A 23,156-nucleotide genomic window follows, 5' to 3' on the forward strand; every position below is an offset into this window, starting at 1 on the left:
CGACCATGGCTGCCCTTGAACGAAGCGACACCGGAGTCGCTGACGCCCCTGCCGACGCCCCGGAGGACTCGGTCCTCGGGCGGGCCTACCGTGCGCTGAGCATCGGCATCGTGTCGGTCGTGCTGCTGATCGCCTTCGAGGCGACCGCGGTGGGTACGGCGATGCCGGTCGCCGCGCGGGAGCTGGGCGGGGTGTCGTTGTACGCGTTCGCGTTCTCGGGGTACTTCACGACGAGTCTGTTCGGGATGGTGCTCTCCGGGCAGTGGTCCGACCGCCGGGGCCCGGTGGGGGCGCTGACCACCGGTATCGGGTCCTTCGCGGCGGGGCTGGTGGTGGCCGGTACCGCCGGGACGATGTGGGTGTTCATCGTGGGGCGGGCCGTGCAGGGGCTCGGCGGCGGGCTCGTGATCGTGGCGTTGTACGTCGTGGTCGGCCGGGCCTATCCCGAGCGGCTGCGGGCGGCGATCATGGCGGCGTTCGCGGCGAGCTGGGTCGTGCCGTCGGTCGTGGGCCCCCTGGCGGCGGGCGCGGTGACCGAGCACCTCGGCTGGCGGTGGGTGTTCCTCGGCATCCCGGTGCTGGTCGTCTTCCCGCTGGGGCTCGCCCTGCCGCAGATACGGCGGCGGGCCGGAGGGCCCGTCGAGGCGGGAGCGGTCGCCGCCCTCGACCGGCGGCGCATCCGGCTCGCGCTCGGGATCTCCCTCGGCGCGGGGCTGCTCCAGTACGCCGCGCAGGACCTGCGGTGGATCTCCGTGCTGCCCGGTGCCGCCGGCGCCGCGCTGCTCGTACCGGCCGTGCTCGGACTGCTGCCCCGCGGCACCTACCGGGCGGCGCGCGGGCTGCCGTCGGTCGTGCTGTTGCGCGGGGTCGCCGCCGGCTCCTTCATCGCCGCCGAGTCCTTCGTGCCGCTGATGCTGGTCACCCAGCGGGGGCTGTCCCCGACACTGGCCGGCCTCTCGCTCGCGGCGGGCGGGGTGACCTGGGCGGTCGCCTCCTGGGTGCAGTCGCGGCCGCGCGTGGAGCCGTACCGGGAGCGGCTGATGACCGTCGGGATGGTGCTGGTGGCGGCCGCCGTCGCCACCGCGCCGAGCGTGCTGATCCACTCCGTGCCCGCCTGGACGGTGGCTGTCGCCTGGGCCTTCGGCTGCTTCGGCATGGGGCTGGTCATCTCGTCCACCAGCGTGCTCCTGCTCCAGCTCTCCGCCCCCAAGGAGGCCGGCGCCAACTCGGCCGCACTCCAGATCTCCGACGCCCTCGCCAACGTCGTCCTGCTCGCGGTGGCGGGCGCGGCCTTCGCGGCGCTGGGCGGCGGCCACTCGGCGACCGCCACGGCGGTGGAGGCCACGACCGCCTCCGGCACCCACCCGGCGGCCTTCGCCGCGGTGTTCCTGCCGATGGCCGCAGTCGCGCTGGTGGGGGCCTGGGTGACGGCGCGCTTGCGGGCGGACTCCAGGTGACACTGCGTGGTACCACGTAGTACCGTCGAGGCATGGCTGGACTGAACCTGCGGTTTACGGACGAAGAGCTCGAGGCGTTGCGGGAACGCGCGGCGGCCGAGGGCCGCAGCATGCAGGCCTTCGCGCATGACGCGGTGGTCGCCGCCATAAACGAGCACTCACGGCTGTTCAACGAGGCGGCCGAGCATGTACTGAAGGCCAGCGCTGAGCTGAACCGGAGGCTCGCCTGATGCACTACCTCACTCTGCCGGAGCTGCTGAACCTCGCCCAGCGGCTCGGGGCGGACGAGGTTCGTGACTACGGGCTGCTGGACTCGGCCCTGGCGCGTCCGCAGTCAAGCGTGTTCGGCCAGGACGCCTATCCGGACGTATGGCAGAAGGCTGCCGCGCTGATGGAGTCCCTCGCCCGTAACCACGCCCTCGTCGACGGGAACAAGCGCATCGCCTGGTATGCCACCTGGGTCTTCCTGCACATGAACGGGCATCCGCTCGACGCGGACTTCGACGTCGACGAGGCGGAGCAATTCGTGCTGGACGTCTGCCAGGGCGCCCTGGACGTCCCCAAGATCGCGGCGCAGTTGCCGCGCTTCGCGCGCTGAACCGAAGCGCGTTCTCTGTGACGTGGGTCCCACCCACCCCGACCCGTCCTCGTCCGCGCATGGACACCTCCGGCCCGCCGGTAGGGTGGCCCGGTTGTCATACCCAGCCGAGCCGCTCAACCCCCGCACGGAGACCGTGACTACCACCGCCGCTTCCACCCACTCCCACCACCTCTCTCCCGCCTTCCCGGGCCGCGCCCCCTGGGGCACCGCCAGCAAGCTGCGTGCCTGGCAGCAGGGGGCGATGGAGAAGTACATCCAGGAGCAGCCGCGTGACTTCCTCGCCGTCGCCACGCCGGGCGCCGGCAAGACGACCTTCGCGCTGACGCTCGCCTCCTGGCTGCTGCACCACCACGTCGTGCAGCAGGTGACCGTGGTCGCGCCGACCGAGCACCTGAAGAAGCAGTGGGCGGAGGCGGCCGCGCGGGTGGGCATCAAGCTCGACCCCGAGTACAGCGCGGGGCCCCTGGGCAAGGACTACCAGGGCGTCGCGGTGACGTACGCAGGTGTCGGCGTGCGGCCGATGCTGCACCGCAACCGGGTCGAGCAGCGCAAGACGCTCGTCATCCTCGACGAGATCCACCACGCCGGTGACTCCAAGTCCTGGGGCGAGGCGTGCCTGGAGGCGTTCGAGCCGGCCACCCGGCGGCTCGCGCTCACCGGTACGCCGTTCCGGTCCGACACCAACCCCATCCCCTTCGTGACGTACGAGGAGGGACAGGACGGGATCCGGCGGTCCGCCGCCGACTACACGTACGGGTACGGCAACGCGCTCGCCGACCACGTCGTCCGGCCCGTCATCTTCCTCTCCTACAGCGGCAACATGCGCTGGCGCACGAAGGCCGGTGACGAGGTCGCCGCCCGGCTCGGCGAGCCGATGACCAAGGACGCCGTCAGCCAGGCCTGGCGCACCGCGCTCGACCCGCGCGGCGAGTGGATGCCGGCCGTGCTGCGCGCCGCCGACCAGCGGCTCACCGAGGTCAGGAAGGCCATCCCGGACGCGGGCGCCCTCGTCATCGCCTCCGACCAGGACTCGGCGCGCGCGTACGCCAAGCTGATCCGGGAGATCACCGGCAACAAGGCCACCCTCGTGCTGTCCGACGACGCCGGTGCCTCGAAGCGGATCGACGACTTCAGCGGGAACCAGGACCGCTGGATGGTGGCCGTCCGCATGGTGTCCGAGGGCGTCGACGTACCCCGGCTCGCGGTCGGCGTGTACGCCACCACCATCTCCACTCCGCTCTTCTTCGCCCAGGCCGTCGGGCGTTTCGTACGGTCCCGGCGGCGCGGCGAGACCGCGTCCGTCTTCCTGCCGACCGTCCCCGACCTGCTCACCTTCGCCAACGAGATGGAGGTCGAGCGCGACCACGCCCTCGACAAGCCGAAGAAGGAGGGCGAGGAGGACCCGTACGCCGAGTCCGAGAAGGAGATGGACGAGGCGAACAAGGAGCAGGACGAGGACACCGGCGAGCAGGAGCAGTTCTCCTTCGAGGCGCTGGAGTCCGAGGCCGTCTTCGACCGGGTGCTGTACGACGGCGCCGAGTTCGGCATGCAGGCCCACCCGGGGAGCGAGGAGGAGCAGGACTACCTCGGCATCCCGGGGCTCCTCGAACCCGACCAGGTGCAGATGCTGCTCCAGAAGCGGCAGGCCCGGCAGATCGCGCACAGCCGCAAGAAGCCGGACGAGGAGGCCGACCTGCTGGAGCTGCCCGCGGAGCGGCGGCCGGTGGTCTCGCACAAGGAGATGATGGAGCTGCGCAAGCGGCTCAACACCATGGTCAGCGCGTACGTCCATCAGAGCGGCAAGCCGCACGGGGTGATCCACACCGAGCTGCGGCGCGTCTGCGGCGGCCCGCCGAGCGCCGAGGCGACGGCCGGTCAGCTGCGGCAGCGGATCGCCAAGGTGCAGGAGTGGGCGACACGGATGAAGTGACGCCGCCGCCGACGCCGCCGCGGTTTTCGGGGGCGTGCGGCGCCCGGGGCGCGCTGTACGTATCCGGACGAAGGTCGCAGGTCATCCCGGACGATGCCCGGATTCTGGACGGAGACTTCCGCTCAGCGAACCGGCTTCGCTACTGTCCCGCTACGCACACGCCCCGTGGCAGCGCCGCCGCGGAGCGCAGCCGTGAAGCGACTGGGCCCGGAGCCGCCGGACCGTCCTGCCGATCGGCGGCCTCTGAAAGCGCGTCGCTGACGGGACTCGGTGACGCATCCGCCGCGCAGGGGTTGCCGACCTCACCACGAAGGAGTGGGCGTCGTGACCGCGGAGACCTCTCAGACGCTCGACCGGGGACTGCGTGTCCTCAAGCTGCTGGCCGACACGGACCATGGGCTGACCGTCACCGAGCTTTCCACCAAGCTGGGCGTCAACCGGACCGTTGTGTACCGGTTGCTCGCCACCCTTGAGCAGCACGCGCTCGTACGCCGCGACCTGGGCGGACGAGCCCGGGTCGGGCTCGGGGTGCTGCGGCTGGGGCGGCAGGTGCATCCGCTGGTACGGGAGGCCGCGCTGCCCGCGCTCCGGTCGCTGGCGGAGGACATAGGGGCGACCGCGCACCTGACGCTGGTGGACGGCAGCGAGGCGTTGGCCGTCGCGGTGGTCGAGCCGACGTGGACGGACTACCACGTGGCGTACCGGGCGGGGTTCCGGCATCCGCTGGACCGGGGGGCCGCCGGCAAGGCGATCCTCTCCGCGCGGCAGTCGCCGTCGGCGGAGCCGGGGTACACCCTGACGCACGGGGAGCTGGAGGCCGGGGCCAGCGGGGCCGCGGCGCCACTGCTCGGGGTCACGGGGGTCGAGGGCAGTGTCGGTGTGGTGATGCTCGCGGACGCCGTGCCGGAGCGAGTGGGGCCGCGGGTCGTCGACGCGGCACGCGAGGTCGCGGAGGCCTTGCGCTGAACCCGGCGGAGCACGGCCCGGGCGGTCTCGCCCGGGAGCGACGGGACCTGTACCCGGGCTGACTTGGGCTGACCCGGGTTGACCGGACCGTGGCCGGAAGCGGTCGTCCCGTAGATTGAACCTGTGCTCTCTCGTCTCACGCGCCTCCAGGCCGTCGCCGTCTGCGCCACGCCCGTCGTGGCCCTGATCGCCACCGCGGTCTTCGCCCCGCTGCCGTTCTCGGTGGCGCAGCCGGGGATGACGGCGAACGTGCTGGGCAAGAACAAGGGCACCGCCGTGATCACCGTCTCCGGCGCGCCGACCCGCGCGACGAGCGGGCAGCTGCGGATGACGACGATCGAGGCGACCTCTCCGGACACGCGCGTGTCGCTGGGCGACCTGCTCGACAACTGGTTCCGCACGGACCGCGCGGTCATGCCGCACGACGCGGTCTACCCGAGCGGTGACACCGTCAAGGAGATCGAGAAGCACAACATCGAGCAGATGCAGCAGTCCCAGGACGCGGCGACCGTGGCGGCGCTGAGGTACCTGAACCTGAACAGCAAGGACGTCAAGGTCACCCTCAAGCTCGCCGATGTCGGCGGGCCCAGCGCGGGGCTGCTGTTCTCCCTCGGGATCATCGACAAACTGCACGGTGACGGCAGCGGCGGCGACCTGACCGGTGGCCGCACCATCGCCGGAACGGGCACGATCGACGCCGACGGCACGGTGGGCGCGGTCGGCGGCGTGGGCCTCAAGACGCAGGCCGCCCGGCGGGACGGGGCGACCGTCTTCCTGGTCCCCAAGGCCGAGTGCGCCGACGCCAAGGGGGAGCTGCCGAAGGGGCTCAGGCTGGTTCCGGTGACCACGCTGAAGGGAGCGGTGAACTCCCTGGTGGCCCTGGAGAAGGGGAAGGGCTCCGTACCGAGCTGCTAAGCCATCGCCGGGGCGGGTTCGCGCGTGGCGGCGAGGCGGTAGGCGTCGATCAGGTCGTGCACCTTGTGGACGAGTTCGTCGGCGAGTTCGGGCGTGAGCCGTAGCGTCATGTCGCTCATGTCGGTGGCGCGCTGCCAGGTCCTGGGCCGGCGGTCACGGGTGCCGAGCCAGGTGGACAGCTCCCGGGCGTGGGTGTGCGCGACCTCGTGCAGGAACATCTCGACCGCCCCCCGCCCCTCGGGGCCGACGCCCTCGAACTCGGTACCGTCGAAGTCCACGCCTCCTCGACCGCCCCAGTTGGGATGCGGTCGCCGGGCCGCGCTGCCGCTGCGAGGCCGGCCGCGGTACTACCTCACGAACCCCTCCGCCCGCATCCACTCCAACGCCACCTGATGCGGATCCTCCCCGCCCACGTCCACCCTCGCGTTCAACTCCCGTGCCACCGTGTTGTCCAGCCTCCTGGTGATCGGGTCCAGGACGCCCGTGATCGCCGGCCACCGCTTCAGGGTCCGGGAGTTGACCTCAGGGGCCGCGTTGTAGTCGGGGAAGAACTTGCGGTCGTCCTCCATCACCACCAGGTCCATCGACTTGATGCGGCCGTCGGTGGTGAAGACCTCCCCGTATGTGCAACTCCCCTTGGCCACCTGGGTGTAGATGATCCCCGTGTCCATCTGCGTGATGTCCTTGGCCGGCACGCGCATGCCGTACGCCCGCTGCATGCCCCGCAGCCCGTCCGTCCGGTTGGCGAACTCGCCCTCCACGCACAGCGTCACCGCCCCGGGGCGCGACCTGGACAGCGCGGCCACGTCCGACAGCGTCCGGGTGCCGTACTTCTTGAAGGCGGCCCGGTTCATGGCCAGCGCGTAGGTGTTGTTGAGCCGGGACGGCGGCAGCCAGGTCAGCCCGTTGCGCAGGTCGGCGTCGTGCACCGCCTGCCACTGCTCGTGCGGGTCGGGAACGGGCTCGCTGTGGCCCTGGTACGTGATCCAGGCGGTGCCCGTGTAGTCGTACATGGCGTCCGCGTCCCCGCCCCTGACCGCCTCCCGGCTGCCGATGGAGCCCTGGATGCCGGTCCGGTCCAGGACGTCCGCGCCGGCCGCCCGGAAGGCGATCCCCGCCATCGCCCCGAGGATGAGGCTCTCCGTGTCCGCCTTGGACGTCACGGTGAGACGGGCGCCCCTGAGCGGCTCGCCCCGTCCGATCGAGCCGGGCCCGACGTCGTCGGCCATGGGGGAGCCGCTGCTCAGGCCGCAGCCGCAGGCGACGAGCAGCGCCCCGGCGGCCAGCGGGGCGGCGAGCCGTCTCACCTTCCCGGCTCCCAACCCGCCGTCTCCAGCCCCCGCGGCCGCAGCAGCACCTCGGCCAGCGAGGCCAGCCAGTCCACCAGCAGGGCCAGTACCACCGTGAGCACCGCGCCCAGCACCAGCACCGGCATGCGCTGGTTGGTGATGCCGGCGGTGATCAGTACGCCCAGACCGCCGCCTCCCCCGAAGGTGGCCAGGGTCGCCGTGCCGACGTTGAGGACCAGGGCCGTACGGACGCCCGCCAGGATCAGCGGGACGGCCAGCGGCAGTTCCACCCGGGTCAGCACGCCGAGCGGGGACATCCCGATGCCGCGGGCCGCCTCCAGCAGGGTCGGGTCGTTCGCCCGCAGGCCCGCGACGGTGTTGGCCAGCACCGGCAGGACGGCGTAGGCGATCATGCCGATCAGGGCGGCCTTCCGGCCGATGCCGAGCCAGATCACCAGCAGGGCCAGGAGGCCGATCGCGGGTGTCGCCTGGCCCGCGTTGGCGAGGGCCGTCACCACCGGACCGGCCCCCCGGAAGGCCTCACGGGTCAGCAGCACGCCCAGCGGGACGGCGATGACCAGGACGAAGAAGGTCGAGATCACGGTCAGCTCGATGTGCTGCCACAGGGCTTTGGAGACCTGACCGTTCGACAGGGCGTTCGCGGAGACCGCGTCCAGGTGCGCCTGCCGGAACCACAGCCAGGTCGCCAGCAGCACCGCGACGAGGAACGCGGGCAGCAGCGTGAGCTTCTGCCAGGTGAACCGCCTCCCGGTGGACCGCGTCGGCGGCGCGGCTCCCCGCGGCGCCCGTGGCTCCCCGACGCCTCCCGGCCCACCGGACTCCGCCGGCCGCTCCTGCCCGGAGGTGATCACTTCGCCCGCTCCCCGGCACGCGCCCACCCGCTGCGGTGCTCCAGGGCGTTCAGGCGGTCGGCGTCCAGCAGTTCACGCACGCGGTTTATCAGCGTCTCCATGTCCACCACGCCCTCGTACACGCCGTGCCGCCCCGTCACCGGAACCCGCCCCGCGTCGCTCCTCAGCACCGCCTCCAGCGCGTCCCGCAGCGTGGCCTCCCGGGACACCGTGTGCCGCACCGGTCTGCCCGCGCGGGCCGGCGAACCCCGGGCCCGCGTCAGGTCGCCGGGCCTGAGCCACTCGTGGGGGCGGCGGTGCCGGTCGAGCAGGAGGATCTCGGTGGCGCCGCTGCCGCGCAGCCCGTCGAGGACCTCCTGGAGCGGGGTGTCCACGGTCGCCGTCGGGTGGTTCCCGACCCTCAGGTCCCGTAGACGGGTGAGGTTCAGCCGCTTCAGGGCGGCGCCCGCGCCGACGAAGCCGGAGACGAAGTCGTCCGCCGGGCTGGTGAGGATCGCCTCCGGGGTGGCGAACTGGGCGATGCGGGAACGCTCGCGCAGTACCGCGATCCGGTCGCCCAGCTTGATCGCCTCGTCGAAGTCGTGGGTGACGAAGACGATCGTCTTGCGCAGTTCCCGCTGGAGCCGGAGCAGCTCGTCCTGGAGGCGGTCGCGGGTGACCGGGTCGACCGCGCCGAACGGCTCGTCCATCAGCAGCACCGGTGGGTCGGCGGCCAGCGCCCGCGCCACGCCGACGCGCTGCTGCTGTCCCCCGGAGAGCCGGCGCGGGTAGCGGTCCTGGAACTCGCCGGGGTCCAGCCCGACGAGGTGGAGCATCTCCGCCACCCGTTCCCGGATCCGGGGTTTCGGCCAGCCGGCCATGCGCGGCACCAGCGCGATGTTCTGGGCGACGGTCAGGTGGGGGAAGAGCCCGGACGACTGGATGGCGTACCCGATCCGCCGGCGCAGCCGTACCGGGTCCATGCCGGTGACGTCCTCACCGTCGATGCGGATACGGCCGCCGGTCGGCTCGATCAGCCGGTTGATCATCTTCAGCGTCGTGGACTTCCCGCACCCGGACGGCCCGACCAGGACCACCGTCTCACCCGCCTCGACGGCCATGCTGACGTGGTCGACGGACGGGTGCGGGCTGCCGGGGTAGTGCTTGGTGAGGTTCTCCAACTCGATGGCCGCCCCACTGGCGGACGGCTGAGACGTCCAGATGGCCGCCCCGCCGGCGGACGCCTCAGCCACGGGTTCCTCCGGTGGTGAGCCCGATCAGGGTCCGGGTGGCGGCCCGGATGCCGGTCGTGGGCGTCTCAGTCACGGATCCCCCTGGGAATGGTCAGCCGTCCGAGCAGGACGTACGCGGCGTCGAACAGGAGGGCCAGGGCGATGATGCCGAGGGTGCCCGCGAGTACCTGGTTGAGGGCGTTGGCGCTGCCCAGGGAGGCGATGCCGCGGAAGATCTCGTTGCCGAGGCCGGGTCCGGAGGCGTAGGCGGCGATGGCCGCGATGCCCATCAGCATCTGGGTGGCGACCCGGACGCCGGTCAGGATCGGCGGCCAGGCCAGCGGCAGCTCCACCCGCAGCAGCCGGGCCCGGCGGGACATCCCGATGCCCCGGGCCGCGTCCACCAGGTCGGGATCGACCCCGCGCAGCCCCACGATCGCGTTCCTGACCACCGGCAGCAGCCCGTACAGCGTCAGGGCGATCACCGTGGGCGCCACACCCAGGCCGACGACCGGGATCAGCAGGCCGATCATGGCCAGCGACGGGACGGTCAGCAGGGCCGAGCCGGCGGTGGTCGCCAGGTTGCCCGCCCAGTCGCGGCGGTAGACGGCGACGCCGATCAGCACGCCCAGCGCGGTGGCCAGGGCCATGCACTGGAGGACGGCGGAGGCGTGCTGCCAGGCGTCCGCGAGCAACTGCTGGTGGCGGTCGGCCAGGTACTCCCAGAAGCTCACTCGGCCTCACCCCACAGATCGGCTAGGACGTCCTCTCCTCCGGGTGTTCCGCCGCCTGTTCCACCAGCGGGATGATCCGCAGCGGGACGGGGTTCTCCATCACGATCGCGGTGGCGGCCCGGACGATGCCATCAAAGCCGACAACCCGGTCGATCACCCGCTGGAGATCGGCGTTCGAGCGGGCCACCAGACGGCACAGCATGTCCCCGCTGCCGGTCGTGGTGTGCAGCTCCAGCACCTCCGGCACGGTCGCCAAGTGGGCTCGTACGTCGGCGCCTTGCCCCTGCCGGATCTCCAGCGTGGCGAACGCCGTGACCGGGTAGCCGAGGGCCGCCGGGTCCACCTGCGGACCGAATCCGCGGATGACTCCGTTCGACTGAAGCCGGTCCAGCCGGGCCTGCACCGTGCCCCGCGCCACCCCCAGCCTCCGGGACATCTCGAGGACCCCGATACGCGGCTCCCGGGCCAGCAGCACGATGATGCGCCCGTCCAGCTGATCGATCGCCATGTCCGCCTCCTGGGTGGTCGTCGTGGTCACCCTGATCACCCTGGTCATCATGTACAGAAAGGCCGCCGAAACGGCCGTACCGCTGAGCAGAATGCCCAGTGAATACGCAAACTATTGCGCACCTTGCAGACCGGAGCCACCCTTCGGACATGACGCAGACCACACACCACACTCCCGACACGACCGCCCGGCAGGCCGACCCCTTCCCGGTCAAGGGAATGGACGCGGTCGTCTTCGCCGTGGGCAACGCCAAGCAGGCCGCGCACTACTACTCCACCGCCTTCGGCATGCAGCTGGTCGCCTACTCCGGACCGGAGAACGGCAGCCGCGAGACCGCCTCCTACGTCCTGGAGAACGGCTCCGCCCGCTTCGTGTTCACCTCGGTGATCAAGCCCGCCACCACCTGGGGACACTTCCTCGCCCAGCACGTGGCCGAGCACGGCGACGGCGTCATCGACCTGGCCATCGAGGTCCCCGACGCCCGTGCCGCGTACACCTACGCCATCGAGCACGGCGCCCGCTCGGTGGCCGAGCCGTACGAGCTGAAGGACGAGCACGGCACGGTCGTCCTCGCCGCGATCGCCACCTACGGCAAGACCCGCCACACCCTCGTCGACCGCTCCGGCTACACCGGCCCCTACCTGCCCGGCTACGTCGCCGCGAAGCCGATGGTCGAGCCGCCCGCCCACCGCACCTTCCAGGCCGTCGACCACTGTGTCGGCAACGTCGAGCTCGGCCGGATGAACGAATGGGTGGAGTTCTACAACAAGGTCATGGGCTTCACGAACATGAAGGAGTTCGTGGGCGACGACATCGCCACCGAGTACAGCGCCCTGATGTCGAAGGTCGTCGCCGACGGCACGCTCAAGGTGAAGTTCCCGATCAACGAGCCCGCGATCGCCAAGAAGAAGTCCCAGATCGACGAGTACCTGGAGTTCTACGGCGGCGCCGGCGTCCAGCACATCGCGCTGAACACGGGCGACATCGTGCAGACGGTGCGCACCATGCGCGCGGCCGGCGTGGAGTTCCTGGACACCCCCGACACCTACTACGACACCCTCGGCGAGTGGGTCGGCGACACCCGGGTGCCCGTCGAGACCCTGCGTGAGCTGAAGATCCTCGCCGACCGCGACGAGGACGGCTACCTGCTCCAGATCTTCACCAAGCCGGTCCAGGACCGTCCGACCGTCTTCTTCGAGATCATCGAACGGCACGGCTCCATGGGCTTCGGCAAGGGCAACTTCAAGGCCCTGTTCGAGGCGATCGAGCGGGAGCAGGAGCGGCGCGGAAACCTGTGAATCCGCCGAACGGACTACCGGCGGACGCCGGTTGACGTTCTCATGTCCTGCGGGTGCCAGAGCGGCACCCGCAGGATGTGAGGTGGTCCCGTGAGCACGGTGGACCAGCGCGTCGACCTGGCCGCGCCGTCCCAGCGCTGGCTGCACCGGCTCGGCACCCTCCGGGAGCCGACCGTCCCGCAGTCCTTCGCCCTCGACGAGGTGAACCGGCACCTGTACGTCCTCCAGCTCACCAGGGGCGGCCGCCAAGCGGGCGACCTGTGCCTGAACCGGCTCGACTTCAAGGGCGGCGCCCTGGGCCACATGCACCTGAAGGGCTTCGGGCACGGCGTCAGCATGGGCGTCCAGAACGACACCGACGGCACCGCCTGGATCTGGACCGAGGCCGACGCACTGCACGGCTACGGCAGGGGCGTCACCCGCTTCCACTTCGTGAACGGGGCCACCCGTACGGCCCAGGACGTCAGGATCCGCTACCCGGTCAAGGGCTCGAAGAACAACCAGCCGGCCGTGTGCATGGCCAGCCGCCGCATCGCCGTCCGCCACCACCTGCACGACGTCCCCCGCTACCGCGTCTGGGACCTCGACGCCTTCGTCGCCCGCGACTACGCGAACCCCGTCGCCGACCTCGCCCAGACCGGCGCCCACCCCGACCCAGAAGTTCCGTTCCAGGGGTACGCCCTGTGCGGCGACCACCTCTACCAGCTCGCCGGATCGGCCTACGACAGCACCGCCAACCCGCCCGCCGGACACGGCAACGCCTACCTGTCCTGCCTCGACATCCACACCGGCGCACTCCTCCAGCAGCGGCGCACCGAGGCCGGCTACTCCCTCGACCACCGCGAACCCGAGGGCCTCGCCGTGCGCCGGTCCCCGGCCCAGTGGCTGTGCATCGGCTTCGCGTCGGGGGGAGTGGGCGCGCGCCGGCTCTCGGTCTACTACAAGCAGTAGCTCAGCTCTCCGGCGGGTCCTCGTCCGGCGGCTCACCCAACCGGGCCAGCGCCGCCCGCGCGACCGGCACCCGCAGCGGCGAGAAGTACGGGTTGATCCGCAGCGCCTCCTGGAGATGGCGCCGCGCGGGCCCGGTGAGCTCCAACTCCCCCTCGATCATGCCCAGGTGGAACGAGTACAGCGCGCTGCGCACACCGCCTCCCTTCTCCTTGTCCGTCGCGATCCGGGCGTACTCCAGCGCCTCCTCGTCCTCACCCACCCGGTGCAGCGCCCAGCCCAGCGCGTCGGCCACCTCGATGCCCGGCTGCATGTCCCACTCGTCCCGCAACAGCTCGACGGCCTCCTCCCGGTCCCCGTGGTCCGCCTCGAACCGCCCGAGGAGCAGTTCCTCGTCCACCCCGTCGGCCTCGTCCCGCGCCGCCCGGTCCCGCAGCAGGTCGTACTGCGCCTGCGCCTCCTCCTCCCGGCCCAGCGACTCGTACAACTCGCCCAGCTCCAGGGCGTACTCGGGGCAGGGATGGGCGGCGAGCGCCGCCCGGTAGGCGGTCAGCGCCGCGGAGGTGCGCCCCAGCGCGGCCAGGGCGCGGCCCCGGCCGGCCGCCGCGGCCCGCTGGCCGGGGTCGAGGCGCAGGGCCTCCTGGAAGTGGCGCAGCGCGTCCTCGCGGTCGCCCCGCTCCCAGGCCAGCTGCCCGGCGCGAGCGAGGTAGTCGGCCTGCTCGGCGGGGGTCCGGGCGGCCGCCGCCGCGTCGGCCAGCTGGGCCGCGGCGTCCTCGCGCCAGCCCCGGTCGCGGTAGACGGCCGACGCCCGCGCCATCACCGCCGGGCGGGCGGCGCCCTTGGTGTGCAGCGCCAGCAGCTTGTCCAGCGCGCCCCGGCTCGCCTTGTAGTCGCCGAGCCCGGTGTAGGCGTCGATCAGCACCGCGTACGTCGTCCAGCGCTTCGGCGCCAGCTTCTGCGCCTGCTCGCCCCAGTCCCGGGCCACCCCGAAGTCCCGGCGCGTGTTCGCCAGCGCCGCGAGCCCCTCCAGCGCCTCGACGTTCTTGCCGCTCTTGACGGTGAGGGACTCCAGCAGCGCACGCTGGGCCCGCGGATAGTTCGCGGCGTCGGCGGTCCGCCGGCCCCGCTCCAGATAGGCGGTCCCCAGGACCGCCCACGCCAGCGCGTCCCGCGGATGTGTCCGCAGGTGGTTCTCGCGGTCCTCGATCAGCCGGGTCAGGTCGGGCAGCGCGGCCGGCACCCCGGCGGCCACCGCGGCCGGTGCCTGCGCCCTGGGGCCTTCCGCGGGCAGGCCGGTCCTGGGCGGCGGCTCCTTCGGCAGCAGCATCAGCGCGCCGCCGACCGCCGCGGTGCCCGTCACCGAGGCCACCAGCACCCGCCGCAGCAGGCGGCGACGGCGCCGCGGGGGCCGCTCGGCCACCAGGGACGTTGCCGGACCGGACTGTCGCTTCTCCATGGCGCACACTGTGCGTCAATATGACGACCACATCCGGGTGGCCCAAGGGAGCCATGGACGGGGTTCACACCGATGGCCCCGGGTGCGACGCTGTGATCATGAGCCGTATCGAAGCCCCGCGTGACGAAGCCCAGGGCAACCTCACCGACCGGCTGCTCGCGGGCCTGCCGGCCGAGGCGATCCTCACCGACCCCGATGTCACCGCCTCCTACGCCAACGACATGGCGAGCTTCTGCCCGGCCGGCACCCCGGCCGTGGTGGTGCTGCCGCGTACGGTCGAGGAGGTCCAGCACGTCATGCGCACCGCCACCGAGCTGCGCGTGCCGGTCGTCCCGCAGGGCGCCCGCAGCGGCCTGTCCGGAGCGGCCAACGCCTCCGACGGCTGCATCGTGCTGTCCCTGACCAGGATGGACCGCATCCTGGAGATCAACCCGGTCGACCGCGTCGCGGTCGTCGAACCGGGCGTGATCAACGCCGCCCTCTCCCGCGCCGTCGAGGAGCACGGCCTGTACTACCCGCCGGACCCCTCCAGCTGGGAGATGTGCACCATCGGCGGCAACATCGGCACCGGCTCCGGCGGGCTGTGCTGTGTGAAGTACGGGGTGACGGCCGAGTACGTCCTCGGCCTCGACGTCGTCCTCGCCGACGGACGCCTGATGTCCACCGGCCGCCGTACCGCCAAGGGCGTGGCGGGCTACGACCTGACCCGCCTGTTCGTCGGCTCGGAGGGCTCGCTCGGCATCGTCGTGCGGGCCGTGCTCGCGCTCAGGCCCAAGCCGCCGCGGCAGCTGGTGCTGGCCGCCGAGTTCTCCTCGGCCGCCGACGCCTGCGACGCCGTGTGCCGGATCATGGCGGGCGGCCATGTGCCGTCCCTCCTCGAACTGATGGACCGTACGACCGTCAAGGCGGTCAACGCCCTCGGCCACATGGGCCTGCCGGAGAGCACCGAGGCCCTCCTCCTCGCCGCCTTCGACACCCCGGACCCCGCCGCCGACCTCGCCGCCCTCGGCGCGCTGTGCGAGGCCGCGGGCGCCACCGAGGTGGTCCCGGCCGAGGACGCCGCCGAGTCCGAACTCCTCCTCCAGGCCCGCCGGATGGCCCTCGTCGCCCTGGAGGCCGTCAAGGGCACGACGATGATCGACGACGTGTGCGTGCCCCGGTCGCGGCTCGCCGAGATGCTCGAAGGAGTCGAGCGGATCGCGGAGAAGTACCGGCTGACCATCGGCGTGTGCGCCCACGCCGGTGACGGCAACACCCACCCGACCGTGTGCTTCGACGCCCAGGACGTCGAGGAGTCCCGGCGGGCCCGCGAGTCCTTCGACGAGATCATGGCCCTCGGCCTGGAACTCGGCGGCACCATCACCGGCGAGCACGGCGTCGGCGTCCTGAAGAAGGAGTGGCTCGCCCGCGAGGTCGGCCCGGTGGGTCTGGAGATGCAACGCGCGGTCAAGCAGGTGTTCGACCCGCTGGGAATCCTGAACCCCGGCAAGCTTTTCTGACGGTGCCCCGCCCGGCTCACTGGGCGAGGAGATGGTCGAGCGCGTCGTCGATCCCGAGGCGCTCGGCCTCACTCCCCGCGGGCACCGCGCGCAGCGTGCGCTCCAGCCAGGCGGACAGCTGGGCGGACGGTGCCTGGAGCAGGGCGTCACCGTCGGGTGAACTCAGCGCCATCAGGACGACCCCGCGCCCCTCCACCCGCGTCGGCCACACCCGGACGTCGCCCTGCCCGCTGGGCCGGAACACCCCCTGCACCAGCAGGTCGCGTGAGAACGTCCAGTTCACGGGCTGTTCGGAGGTGATGTGGAAGGTGATGTGGACGGCGTACGGGTCGTCCGAGCGGTACCCGAGCCGGGCCGGGACCGGGATGCTCCGGTCGGGGGACAGGATGAGCAGTAGTTCGAGTTCGCGTTCCACCACGGTGTGCTGCATGACGTGCGGCTCCTCTCTCGCCGGGGCCGCGGGGAGGCGGCCCGTACGAGGTGAGAGGCGGCCGGGGCCCGGGCATTACGCGGGTTCGGGGATGTTCGGGGGACTTTTTTCGAACCCGCGTCGTCCCCGGGCACCGGGACTTGTGAAGCCCTAGCACGGGGTCGCCCGGAAAGGGGTGGGTCCTGCGTGACTGGCGCTCGGGACGGCGTGCGTCTGATAGATGTGGAGCCCCCTATACGACCCCCGAGCAGATACGGGACGACGCGGACATGAGCGCCCCAACCCCGGCCCCCGGCGACGACAGGCCCCGTGAGGGCTACTACCCGGACCCGTCCATCCCCGGCTACGTCCGGTACTGGAACGGCGCCGCCTGGGTGCCGGGCACCAGCCGGCCGGCGCCGGAGGACGGTGAGACGCTCGCCCCGCCGCCCGGCAACTGGCCGGAGCGGTCTCAGGGCCCGGCGTCGGCCCCGCCGTCGGTCGAGGAGACCGGCCCGCACTTCTTCGACGAGGACCCGCCGGCGGGCGGCCCGGCGGAACCGGCGTCGGCGTGGGGTGCCGACCGGGCACAGCAGTCCGGCTTCGGGGGCGACCAGGACCGCAGGGTCTCCTGGGGCGCCGATCCGCGGACGCCGGCCGACTCCCCGGCCCAGCCGGACGGCCGGGCCGCCCGCACCGACGGCACGGCGACGATCCCGCCCGCCGATCCGGCGCCCGGCGACATCGACTCGGGCGGCACGTTCGTCTTCCGGCGCCCGGCAGCCGGCTCCGCCGGCCCGGCGGACGACGGGACGATGACCTTCCGGCCCGTCTCCTCGAACGGCCCGGCCCCCGGCCAGAGCGCCGGCGGGGCCCAGGGCGGTCAGGGGGCGGGAGGCGCGAGGTCCGGGTTCGGTGTCCAGGGCCCGGTCGGGGCCGGTTCCGGCGGGCCGCAAGCGGGTGGCGCGACCTCCTCCGGGGCCCCCTCCGGGCCCGGCTTCGGCGCGGGCAAGGCCGCCGCGGCCCGCGCGGCGGCGCAGGCGCAGGGGCAGGGCCAGGCCAGGGTCCCCGGCCAGGCCTCGGCCCCGCCGCAGGGAAGCGCCCCGGGCCACGGTCAGGCCCAGGTCCCCGGGCAGGCGCAGGGCGACACGGGCCGCGCCCAGCCGGGGCCGGTCTCCCAGCCGCCGGTGGCTCCGGCCGCCGCCTCGGTGCCTCCGCAGGCGAGCGCCCCCCTGGGCGGCGGCGGTACCCCGATGGCCGGTGGGATGGGCGGCGGTCAGTCGTCCTGGGCCCAGCAGGTGCACCGGCTCGCGGGCGCCGGGGACGAGCAGCCCGTGACGCCGTGGAAGCCGCCGGTGGAGGACCCGTTCCAGGCGGTCGCCCGACGGCAGGCGGCGGCCCGGCCCGGGAGCCTCGGCAAGCGGCTGGCCGCCCGCCTGGTCGACACGCTGGTCCTCGGCGCGGTCACCGCCGCGGCCGCCGTACCGCTGGGGGCCAAGGCGATCGACCACGTCCAGGAGAAGATCGACGCGGCCAAGCTGTCCGGCCGTACCGTCACGGTCTGGCTGCTGGACGGCACGACCGGCGCCTGCCTCGGCATCGTCCTCGCCGTCCTGCTCCTCGCCGGCGTGCTGTACGAGGTGCTGCCCACCGCCAAGTGGGGCCGCACGCTGGGCAAGAAGCTGTGCGGCCTCCAGGTACGGGACATCGAGGGACACGAGCCGCCGTCCTTCGGGCTCGCGCTGCGCCGCTGGCTGGTCTACAGCGTCCCCGGCCTGCTCGGCATCGGTGTCGTCGGCGTGCTGTGGTGCCTGTTCGACCGGCCCTGGCGCCAGTGCTGGCACGACAAGGCGGCCCACACCTTCGTGGCGGGCTAGGACCGGTCCGGCCCGCGTACTCCGGACGGCCGTCCGCCGGGTGCGGAGCCGGGGGGTTCGCGATCGACTCGGGCCATGAGCAGCGAACCGCCCCCCGGCTCCGGACCGCAGCCCCCGGAGGACGACCCGTTCAGGAAACAGCCCCCGCCGGACCAGGGGCCGGGCTCGCCGTACGGTGGTCAGCAGCCCCCCGGCGGCGGTGAGCAGCCTCCGCCCTACGGCGGTCAGCAGCCCCCGTACGGCAGCCAGCCCCCGCCCTACGGCGGTCAGCCCCCGCCCTACGGAGCCGGCGGTTACCCCAGCGACCCGCTCGCCGGTATGCCCCCGCTCGCGGACAGCGGCAAGCGCACCCTGGCCCGTATCATCGACATGATCCTGGTGGGCATCGTGGTCGTGCTGATCACCTGGGGGCTCGGGGTGCGCGAGTACCAGATGAGCGGCAACCGGGTCGAGGTCGGCAAGGGGTTCACGCAGTCGCTCATCGCCGCCGTGCTCTACGTCGCCTACGACACCGTCCTGATCGCCAGGTCGGGCCAGACCCTCGGCAAGAAGTGGCTGCGCATGCGGGTGGCCAACCTCAACGACGGCAGCACGCCCTCCACGCAGACCTCACTGCTGCGCGCCCTGGTGCTGTGGCTGCCGTTCGCGTTCTGCTGCGCCTGCATCTGGACGGCGATCTGCGGCGGCTGGAGCTTCTTCGACAAGCCCTACAAGCAGGGGCTGCACTGCAAGGCCGCCAAGACGGTGGTGGTCAGCACCGGTTGACGGGCCGGCGGGCCTCAGGGAGCCGTGGGCTCGCGCACCGGCTCGGCCGATGCGGCCACCGGCTCCCGCCGCACGGGCACCCGCTCGCGGGCCACCGGTACCGGGGCCGGTTCCTCGGCCGGGGCCGCGACCGCGCGTGGCCCCGGCAGCGGGACCGTCATGGCGACCAGGAGCCCGAGGGCGAGCGCGGCGAGGGCGATGACCGCGATCCCGAGGCCCGAACTCGTCTGTGACAGCAGCAGCATGGCGAGCGTCGAGAAGATCACGGTGCAGGAACCGTAGGCGAGCTGTGCGGCGGTCGGACGAGGCATGGCAATCGTGTCCTCGGAAGATTTGGGGGTGAGACGGGACGCCGGCCTGTGTTTCCGCCGACTTCGGGGCGTTCCACCATTCGACTCTATTCGCCTGCATGCCCGAGTGGAACGGCTGGTAAGCGTGACCTAACCCACGGTACCGGTGCACAGGGGGCGCACGGAGTCATGAGTCCAGCAAGTGGACGGGCTCACGCGCCCGTCGAGCGGGACGCGAGGTGTTCGTAAAGCGAACCCCCGCTCCGCATAGTGCAGTTGACCTGCTCAAGTCAAGGTCTGTCTTTTCTCTTAAACCTCTAGTCAAATGTCGTCACTTGACTACACGCGTTGATCAGGCGCGCACGGGCTTCCTTCCATGACCGGGACCCTCCTTCCGTGCGCGCGGACGCGGGGGAGGAACTCAAGTGACCAGCAGACCCTGGACGTTCAGAGCGGCCGCGATCGGCGTCGCGCTCGCGGCGGCCTCCGCCACGTTCTCCACCTTCGCTGTCGCGGAGGCGAGCACCACCGCCAAGTCCGCTGCCGCCAACCGGCACGACCCGGCGCCGGTGAAGCAGCAGGAGCACGACCTCGACGGCCCGCTGAGCAAGACCCAGGAGGCCCAGCGCCAAGAGGCCCTCAACCAGGTCATATCCGGCAAGGCCAAGGCCAAGGAGCGCAACGGCTCGAAGGTCGTCCAGCTCAAGAGCAAGAAGGGCGACGGCAAGTACGTCGAGCTGAGCCGGGAGAAGACCGACAAGATCTTCACCATCCTGGTCGAGTTCGGCGACAAGACCGACCCGAAGTACGGCGGCACCGCGGGCCCCCTGCACAACCAGATAGCCGCGCCGGACCGTACGAAGGACAACTCGACGGCCTGGCAGAAGGACTACAACCAGAAGCACTTCCAGGACCTGTACTTCGGCACCGGCAAGAAGACCGAGTCGGTGAAGAAGTACTACGAGAAGCAGTCCTCGGGCCGCTACTCGGTGGACGGCGAGGTCGCCGACTGGGTCAAGGTCCCGTACAACGAGGCCCGTTACGGCAACAACGCCTGCGGCTCCACCAACTGCCCGAGCGTGTGGAACGTCGTCAGCGACGGTGTGTCCGCCTGGGTCGCGCAGCAGCAGGCGGCCGGCAAGTCCGACGCGGCCATCAAGGCGGACCTGGCGCAGTTCGACCAGTGGGACCGCTACGACTACGACGGCGACGGCAACTTCAACGAGCCGGACGGCTACATCGACCACTTCCAGATCGTGCACGCCGGTGAGGACGAGTCCGCGGGCGGCGGCGTCCAGGGCACCGACGCGATCTGGGCCCACCGCTGGTACGCCTTCGGCACCGACGCCGGCGCCACCGGTCCGACGGGCAACAAGCTCGGCGGCACGCAGATCGGCGACAGCGGCATCTGGGTCGGCGACTACACCATCCAGCCGGAGAACGGCGGCCTGGGCGTCTACGCCCACGAGTACGGCCACGACCTCGGCCTGCCGGACGAGTACGACACCAACGGCGGCGAGAACTCCACCGGCTTCTGGACGCTGATGTCCTCCGGCTCCTGGCTGGGCACCGGCAAGGAGGCCATCGGCGACCTCCCGGGCGACATGAACGCCTGGGACAAGCTCCAGCTGGGCTGGCTCAACTACGACACCGCCAAGGCCGGCATCAAGTCCTGGCACAAGCTGGGTGTCGCCGAGTACAACACCAAGCACCGGCAGGCGCTGGTGGTCAACCTGCCCGACAAGGCGGTCACCACCCAGGTCGTCACCCCCGCGCAGGGCTCGACCCAGTGGTGGAGCGGCAGCGGCAACGACCTGAAGAACACGCTGACCCGTTCCGTGGACCTCACCGGCAAGTCCTCGGCGACGCTGAGCCTCGACGGCTACTACGACATCGAGGCGGGCTACGACTACCTCTACACCGAGGTGTCGACCGACGGCGGCGCCAACTGGACCGCGCTGGACGGCACGGTGGACGGCCAGGCCATCCCGCGTGACGCCAGCAACACCCCGGCCCTGACCGGCACGGTCGACGGCTACAAGAAGCTGTCGTACTCCCTCGACGCGTACGCGGGCAAGAAGATCCAGCTCCGCTTCCGCTACCAGACGGACGGCGGTGTGGCCCTGAAGGGCTTCGCGGCCGACGAGATCACGCTGACCGCCGACGGTTCGGCGCTGTTCTCCGACAACGCCGAGAGCGCGGACGCCGCTTGGACCGCGAACGGCTTCTCCCGCATCGGCTCGTCCTTCACCAAGGACTACAAGCAGTACTACATCGCGGAGAACCGCCAGTACGTGTCGTACGACAAGACCCTCAAGGTCGGCCCGTACAACTTCGGCTTCTCGACGACCCGTCCGGACTGGGTGGAGCACTACCCCTACCAGAACGGCCTGTTGATCTGGAAGTGGGACACCTCCCAGGCGGACGACAACACCAAGGACCACGCCGGCACCGGCCTGATCCTGCCGATCGACTCGCACCCGGCCCCGCTGAAGTGGACCGACGGCACGCTGATGCGCAACCGCATCCAGGCCTACGACTCGCCCTTCAGCCTGGAGCGCACCGACGGCATCACCCTGCACAAGGCGGACGTCGCGACGAAGATCAAGTCGTCGAAGGGGGTGTCGGTCTTCAACGACCACACCAGCACCTACTACGACGCCTCGAACCCGGCGGCCGGGGTCAAGATCACTGACACCAACACCAAGATCAAGATCCTCAAGCAGGGCAAGGACGGCTCGACGGTCGAGCTGGAAGTCGGACCCGCGGTGAAGTAGTCCGCGTTTTCGCAGGTCAGAAGCGTATCGGCGGTAGCCCCTTGGCGGGCTGCCGCCGATCGTGTTTAGGTGCGTCCTGTGGCTCTCTTATTGACACCGACCGACACGGGGGTATGACCGCATGGCCGCAGGAGGTTTCTGCAAGTTGCCGAACGGCACGGTTGTGGTGGCGCTGAACCTGCCCCGTCCCCCGGCCGGCGGCCCCGGCAGCGTGCGGGTGCTCGTCCACGCCCAGAACCGCGCCCGCGCCCTGACCAGGCTGCGCAATCTCGGCATGCGGGCGGTCTACCTGCGGGGCAACGCGGCCCCGCCGACCCCGGACGAGATCACCGCGGTGCTGCACCACCCCGACGGCCTGATATGGCGAACGGCCCCCGACAACGGTGTCACCCCGCCCGAGCTCGTCACGGAGCTGTGGCGCCCGATCCGGTCCCTGCTGAGACAGCCGACGGCCCAGGCGTGAGGGGGAGCGGGGGCGGGGGGAACAAGCCCGGTCACCCGGAGACGACCGGCTTGCCGGTCAGCTCCACCCCCGCCTCGCGCAGCTCCTCCAGTGCCCGCTCGGTGGTCTCCGCGGCCACCCCGGCGGTCAGGTCGAGCAGCACGTGTGTGCGGAAGCCCGCGCGGGCGGCGTCCAGCGCGGTGGCCCGCACACAGTGGTCGGTGGCGATACCGACCACGTCCACCTCGTCGATCTGCCGGGCCCGCAGCCAGTCCGCGAGGCCGACGCCGTTCTCGTCCGCCCCCTCGAAGCCGCTGTACGCCGCCGCGTACGCCCCCTTGTCGAAGACGGCGTCGATCGCGCCCGAGGCCACGGCGGGCGCGAAGTTCGGGTGGAAGCCCACGCCCTCGGTGCCGGCGACGCAGTGCGCGGGCCAGGAGTGGACGAAGTCGGGGTTGTCGGCGAAGTGACCGCCGGGCGCGATGTGGTGGTCGCGGGTGGCCACCACGTGCCGGTATCCGGCGGGGGCCTGCCCGATCAGCTCGGTGATGGCGGCGGCCACGTCGGCACCACCGGCCACCGCGAGGCTGCCCCCCTCGCAGAAGTCGTTCTGCACGTCTACGACGATCAAGGCGCGGCGCATGGTCGGTGTCCTTCGGCTATGGGATCTCGAGTGGTGAGGGGGCGCGGGCCCGGGAGGGAACCTCCGAGCCTAGAGACTTCGCACCGGGCGCGGGAGGGGGCACGCACCGCGCGCGGGCGCGGCCCGCTCCGCCGACGCGCCCCGGGCTCCGCCCGGCCGGTTCCCGCCCGTTCCACGGCGCCCGGCGCCCTCCCCCCGTACTCGACCGCGCTCGCGGTGACGACAAGGGCTAGCTACCCGAGCCCGGCTGGACGTACTCCGCCGGAGTG

The 23,156-nt window shown here is 71.8% G+C and carries 23 protein-coding genes; 13 read left to right on the top strand and 10 right to left on the bottom strand.

The annotated features are described in order from the left end of the window. The first annotated feature begins 5 nt into the window (after positions 1-5). The 6 genes from ACFY01_RS31840 (at position 6) to ACFY01_RS31865 (ending at position 5,869) form a co-directional block, all read left to right on the top strand. Complete coding sequence (locus ACFY01_RS31840) at positions 6-1,457, top strand: MFS transporter (RefSeq protein ID WP_390739210.1); 1,452 nt, start codon at positions 6-8, stop codon at positions 1,455-1,457. A 32-nt stretch (positions 1,458-1,489) separates the two neighbouring features. Next, positions 1,490-1,687 (top strand): hypothetical protein, encoded by a 198-nt coding sequence (locus tag ACFY01_RS31845; protein WP_390739211.1) that lies wholly within the window; start codon positions 1,490-1,492, stop codon positions 1,685-1,687. Beyond that, positions 1,687-2,055, top strand: a complete 369-nt coding sequence (locus ACFY01_RS31850; protein WP_390739212.1) for a type II toxin-antitoxin system death-on-curing family toxin — start codon at positions 1,687-1,689, stop codon at positions 2,053-2,055. Before ACFY01_RS31845 ends, ACFY01_RS31850 begins: the two co-directional genes overlap by 1 nt. A gap of 136 nt (positions 2,056-2,191) precedes the next feature. Beyond that, on the top strand, positions 2,192-3,988 hold the full coding sequence (locus tag ACFY01_RS31855) for a DEAD/DEAH box helicase (RefSeq protein ID WP_390739213.1): 1,797 nt from the start codon (positions 2,192-2,194) through the stop codon (positions 3,986-3,988). Between the two features lie 324 nt (positions 3,989-4,312). Next, entirely contained in the window at positions 4,313-4,954 is a 642-nt protein-coding gene (locus tag ACFY01_RS31860; protein ID WP_390739214.1) for an IclR family transcriptional regulator, read from the top strand. Between the two features lie 123 nt (positions 4,955-5,077). Further along, entirely contained in the window at positions 5,078-5,869 is a 792-nt protein-coding gene (locus ACFY01_RS31865; protein ID WP_390739215.1) for a S16 family serine protease, read from the top strand. Here the strand turns inward: ACFY01_RS31865 and ACFY01_RS31870 are convergent. From ACFY01_RS31870 to ACFY01_RS31895, 6 genes are all read right to left on the bottom strand, one after another. Beyond that, positions 5,866-6,147 (bottom strand): hypothetical protein, encoded by a 282-nt coding sequence (locus tag ACFY01_RS31870; protein WP_390739216.1) that lies wholly within the window; start codon positions 6,145-6,147, stop codon positions 5,866-5,868. The genes ACFY01_RS31865 and ACFY01_RS31870 overlap by 4 nt on opposite strands. A gap of 69 nt (positions 6,148-6,216) precedes the next feature. Further along, positions 6,217-7,098: a glycine betaine ABC transporter substrate-binding protein gene (locus ACFY01_RS31875; RefSeq protein ID WP_390739336.1), complete on the bottom strand. Its 882-nt coding sequence runs from the start codon at positions 7,096-7,098 to the stop codon at positions 6,217-6,219. A 74-nt stretch (positions 7,099-7,172) separates the two neighbouring features. Further along, positions 7,173-8,030, bottom strand: a complete 858-nt coding sequence (locus tag ACFY01_RS31880; protein ID WP_390739217.1) for an ABC transporter permease — start codon at positions 8,028-8,030, stop codon at positions 7,173-7,175. Beyond that, positions 8,027-9,262: a betaine/proline/choline family ABC transporter ATP-binding protein gene (locus ACFY01_RS31885; RefSeq protein WP_390739218.1), complete on the bottom strand. Its 1,236-nt coding sequence runs from the start codon at positions 9,260-9,262 to the stop codon at positions 8,027-8,029. Before ACFY01_RS31885 ends, ACFY01_RS31880 begins: the two co-directional genes overlap by 4 nt. A gap of 65 nt (positions 9,263-9,327) precedes the next feature. Further along, complete coding sequence (locus ACFY01_RS31890) at positions 9,328-9,975, bottom strand: ABC transporter permease (protein WP_390739219.1); 648 nt, start codon at positions 9,973-9,975, stop codon at positions 9,328-9,330. 22 nt (positions 9,976-9,997) lie between these two features. Further along, positions 9,998-10,483 (bottom strand): Lrp/AsnC family transcriptional regulator, encoded by a 486-nt coding sequence (locus ACFY01_RS31895; protein WP_390739337.1) that lies wholly within the window; start codon positions 10,481-10,483, stop codon positions 9,998-10,000. A gap of 149 nt (positions 10,484-10,632) precedes the next feature. Here ACFY01_RS31895 and hppD point away from each other — a divergent pair, with 149 nt between their 5' ends. Then, complete coding sequence (hppD, locus tag ACFY01_RS31900; protein ID WP_390739220.1) at positions 10,633-11,781, top strand: 4-hydroxyphenylpyruvate dioxygenase; 1,149 nt, start codon at positions 10,633-10,635, stop codon at positions 11,779-11,781. A gap of 90 nt (positions 11,782-11,871) precedes the next feature. Next, a complete protein-coding gene (locus ACFY01_RS31905; protein WP_390739221.1) occupies positions 11,872-12,732 on the top strand; it encodes a Teichoic acid biosynthesis protein C (Precursor) in 861 nt (286 codons plus the stop codon). Between the two features lies 1 nt (position 12,733). Here the strand turns inward: ACFY01_RS31905 and ACFY01_RS31910 are convergent, their stop codons facing one another. Beyond that, positions 12,734-14,185 (bottom strand): tetratricopeptide repeat protein, encoded by a 1,452-nt coding sequence (locus ACFY01_RS31910; RefSeq protein WP_390739222.1) that lies wholly within the window; start codon positions 14,183-14,185, stop codon positions 12,734-12,736. A 92-nt stretch (positions 14,186-14,277) separates the two neighbouring features. Between ACFY01_RS31910 and ACFY01_RS31915 the strand changes: the two genes are divergently transcribed. Then, a complete protein-coding gene (locus ACFY01_RS31915) occupies positions 14,278-15,684 on the top strand; it encodes an FAD-binding oxidoreductase (RefSeq protein WP_390739223.1) in 1,407 nt (468 codons plus the stop codon). Positions 15,685-15,700: 16 nt separating this feature from the next. On the opposite strand, the gene ACFY01_RS31920 is transcribed toward ACFY01_RS31915, so the two are convergent. Beyond that, on the bottom strand, positions 15,701-16,114 hold the full coding sequence (locus tag ACFY01_RS31920) for an SsgA family sporulation/cell division regulator (RefSeq protein ID WP_390739224.1): 414 nt from the start codon (positions 16,112-16,114) through the stop codon (positions 15,701-15,703). A 269-nt stretch (positions 16,115-16,383) separates the two neighbouring features. On the opposite strand from ACFY01_RS31920, the gene ACFY01_RS31925 reads away from it, so the two are divergent. Together ACFY01_RS31925 and ACFY01_RS31930 are read left to right on the top strand one after the other, a co-directional pair. After that, complete coding sequence (locus ACFY01_RS31925) at positions 16,384-17,970, top strand: RDD family protein (RefSeq protein WP_390739225.1); 1,587 nt, start codon at positions 16,384-16,386, stop codon at positions 17,968-17,970. Between the two features lie 75 nt (positions 17,971-18,045). Continuing rightward, the gene (locus ACFY01_RS31930) at positions 18,046-18,735 is read left to right on the top strand and encodes an RDD family protein (RefSeq protein ID WP_390739226.1); all 690 of its coding nucleotides are present in this window, start codon (positions 18,046-18,048) and stop codon (positions 18,733-18,735) included. Positions 18,736-18,749: 14 nt separating this feature from the next. Here ACFY01_RS31930 and ACFY01_RS31935 read toward each other — a convergent pair whose 3' ends face one another. Next, positions 18,750-19,046 carry a hypothetical protein gene (locus tag ACFY01_RS31935; protein ID WP_390739227.1) on the bottom strand — a complete coding sequence of 99 codons (297 nt, stop codon included), beginning with the start codon at positions 19,044-19,046 and terminating at the stop codon, positions 18,750-18,752. A gap of 404 nt (positions 19,047-19,450) precedes the next feature. Here ACFY01_RS31935 and ACFY01_RS31940 point away from each other — a divergent pair, with 404 nt between their 5' ends. Both ACFY01_RS31940 and ACFY01_RS31945 read left to right on the top strand, forming a co-directional pair. Beyond that, positions 19,451-21,802: an immune inhibitor A domain-containing protein gene (locus ACFY01_RS31940; RefSeq protein WP_390739228.1), complete on the top strand. Its 2,352-nt coding sequence runs from the start codon at positions 19,451-19,453 to the stop codon at positions 21,800-21,802. A 121-nt stretch (positions 21,803-21,923) separates the two neighbouring features. Continuing rightward, entirely contained in the window at positions 21,924-22,265 is a 342-nt protein-coding gene (locus ACFY01_RS31945) for a hypothetical protein (protein WP_390739229.1), read from the top strand. Positions 22,266-22,296: 31 nt separating this feature from the next. On the opposite strand, the gene ACFY01_RS31950 is transcribed toward ACFY01_RS31945, so the two are convergent. After that, positions 22,297-22,887 (bottom strand): nicotinamidase, encoded by a 591-nt coding sequence (locus tag ACFY01_RS31950; RefSeq protein ID WP_390739230.1) that lies wholly within the window; start codon positions 22,885-22,887, stop codon positions 22,297-22,299. Positions 22,888-23,156 lie beyond the last annotated feature (269 nt).

The sequence above is a fragment of the Streptomyces sp. NPDC001480 genome, assembly GCF_042894725.1.
Classification (GTDB): Bacteria; Actinomycetota; Actinomycetes; order Streptomycetales; family Streptomycetaceae; genus Streptomyces.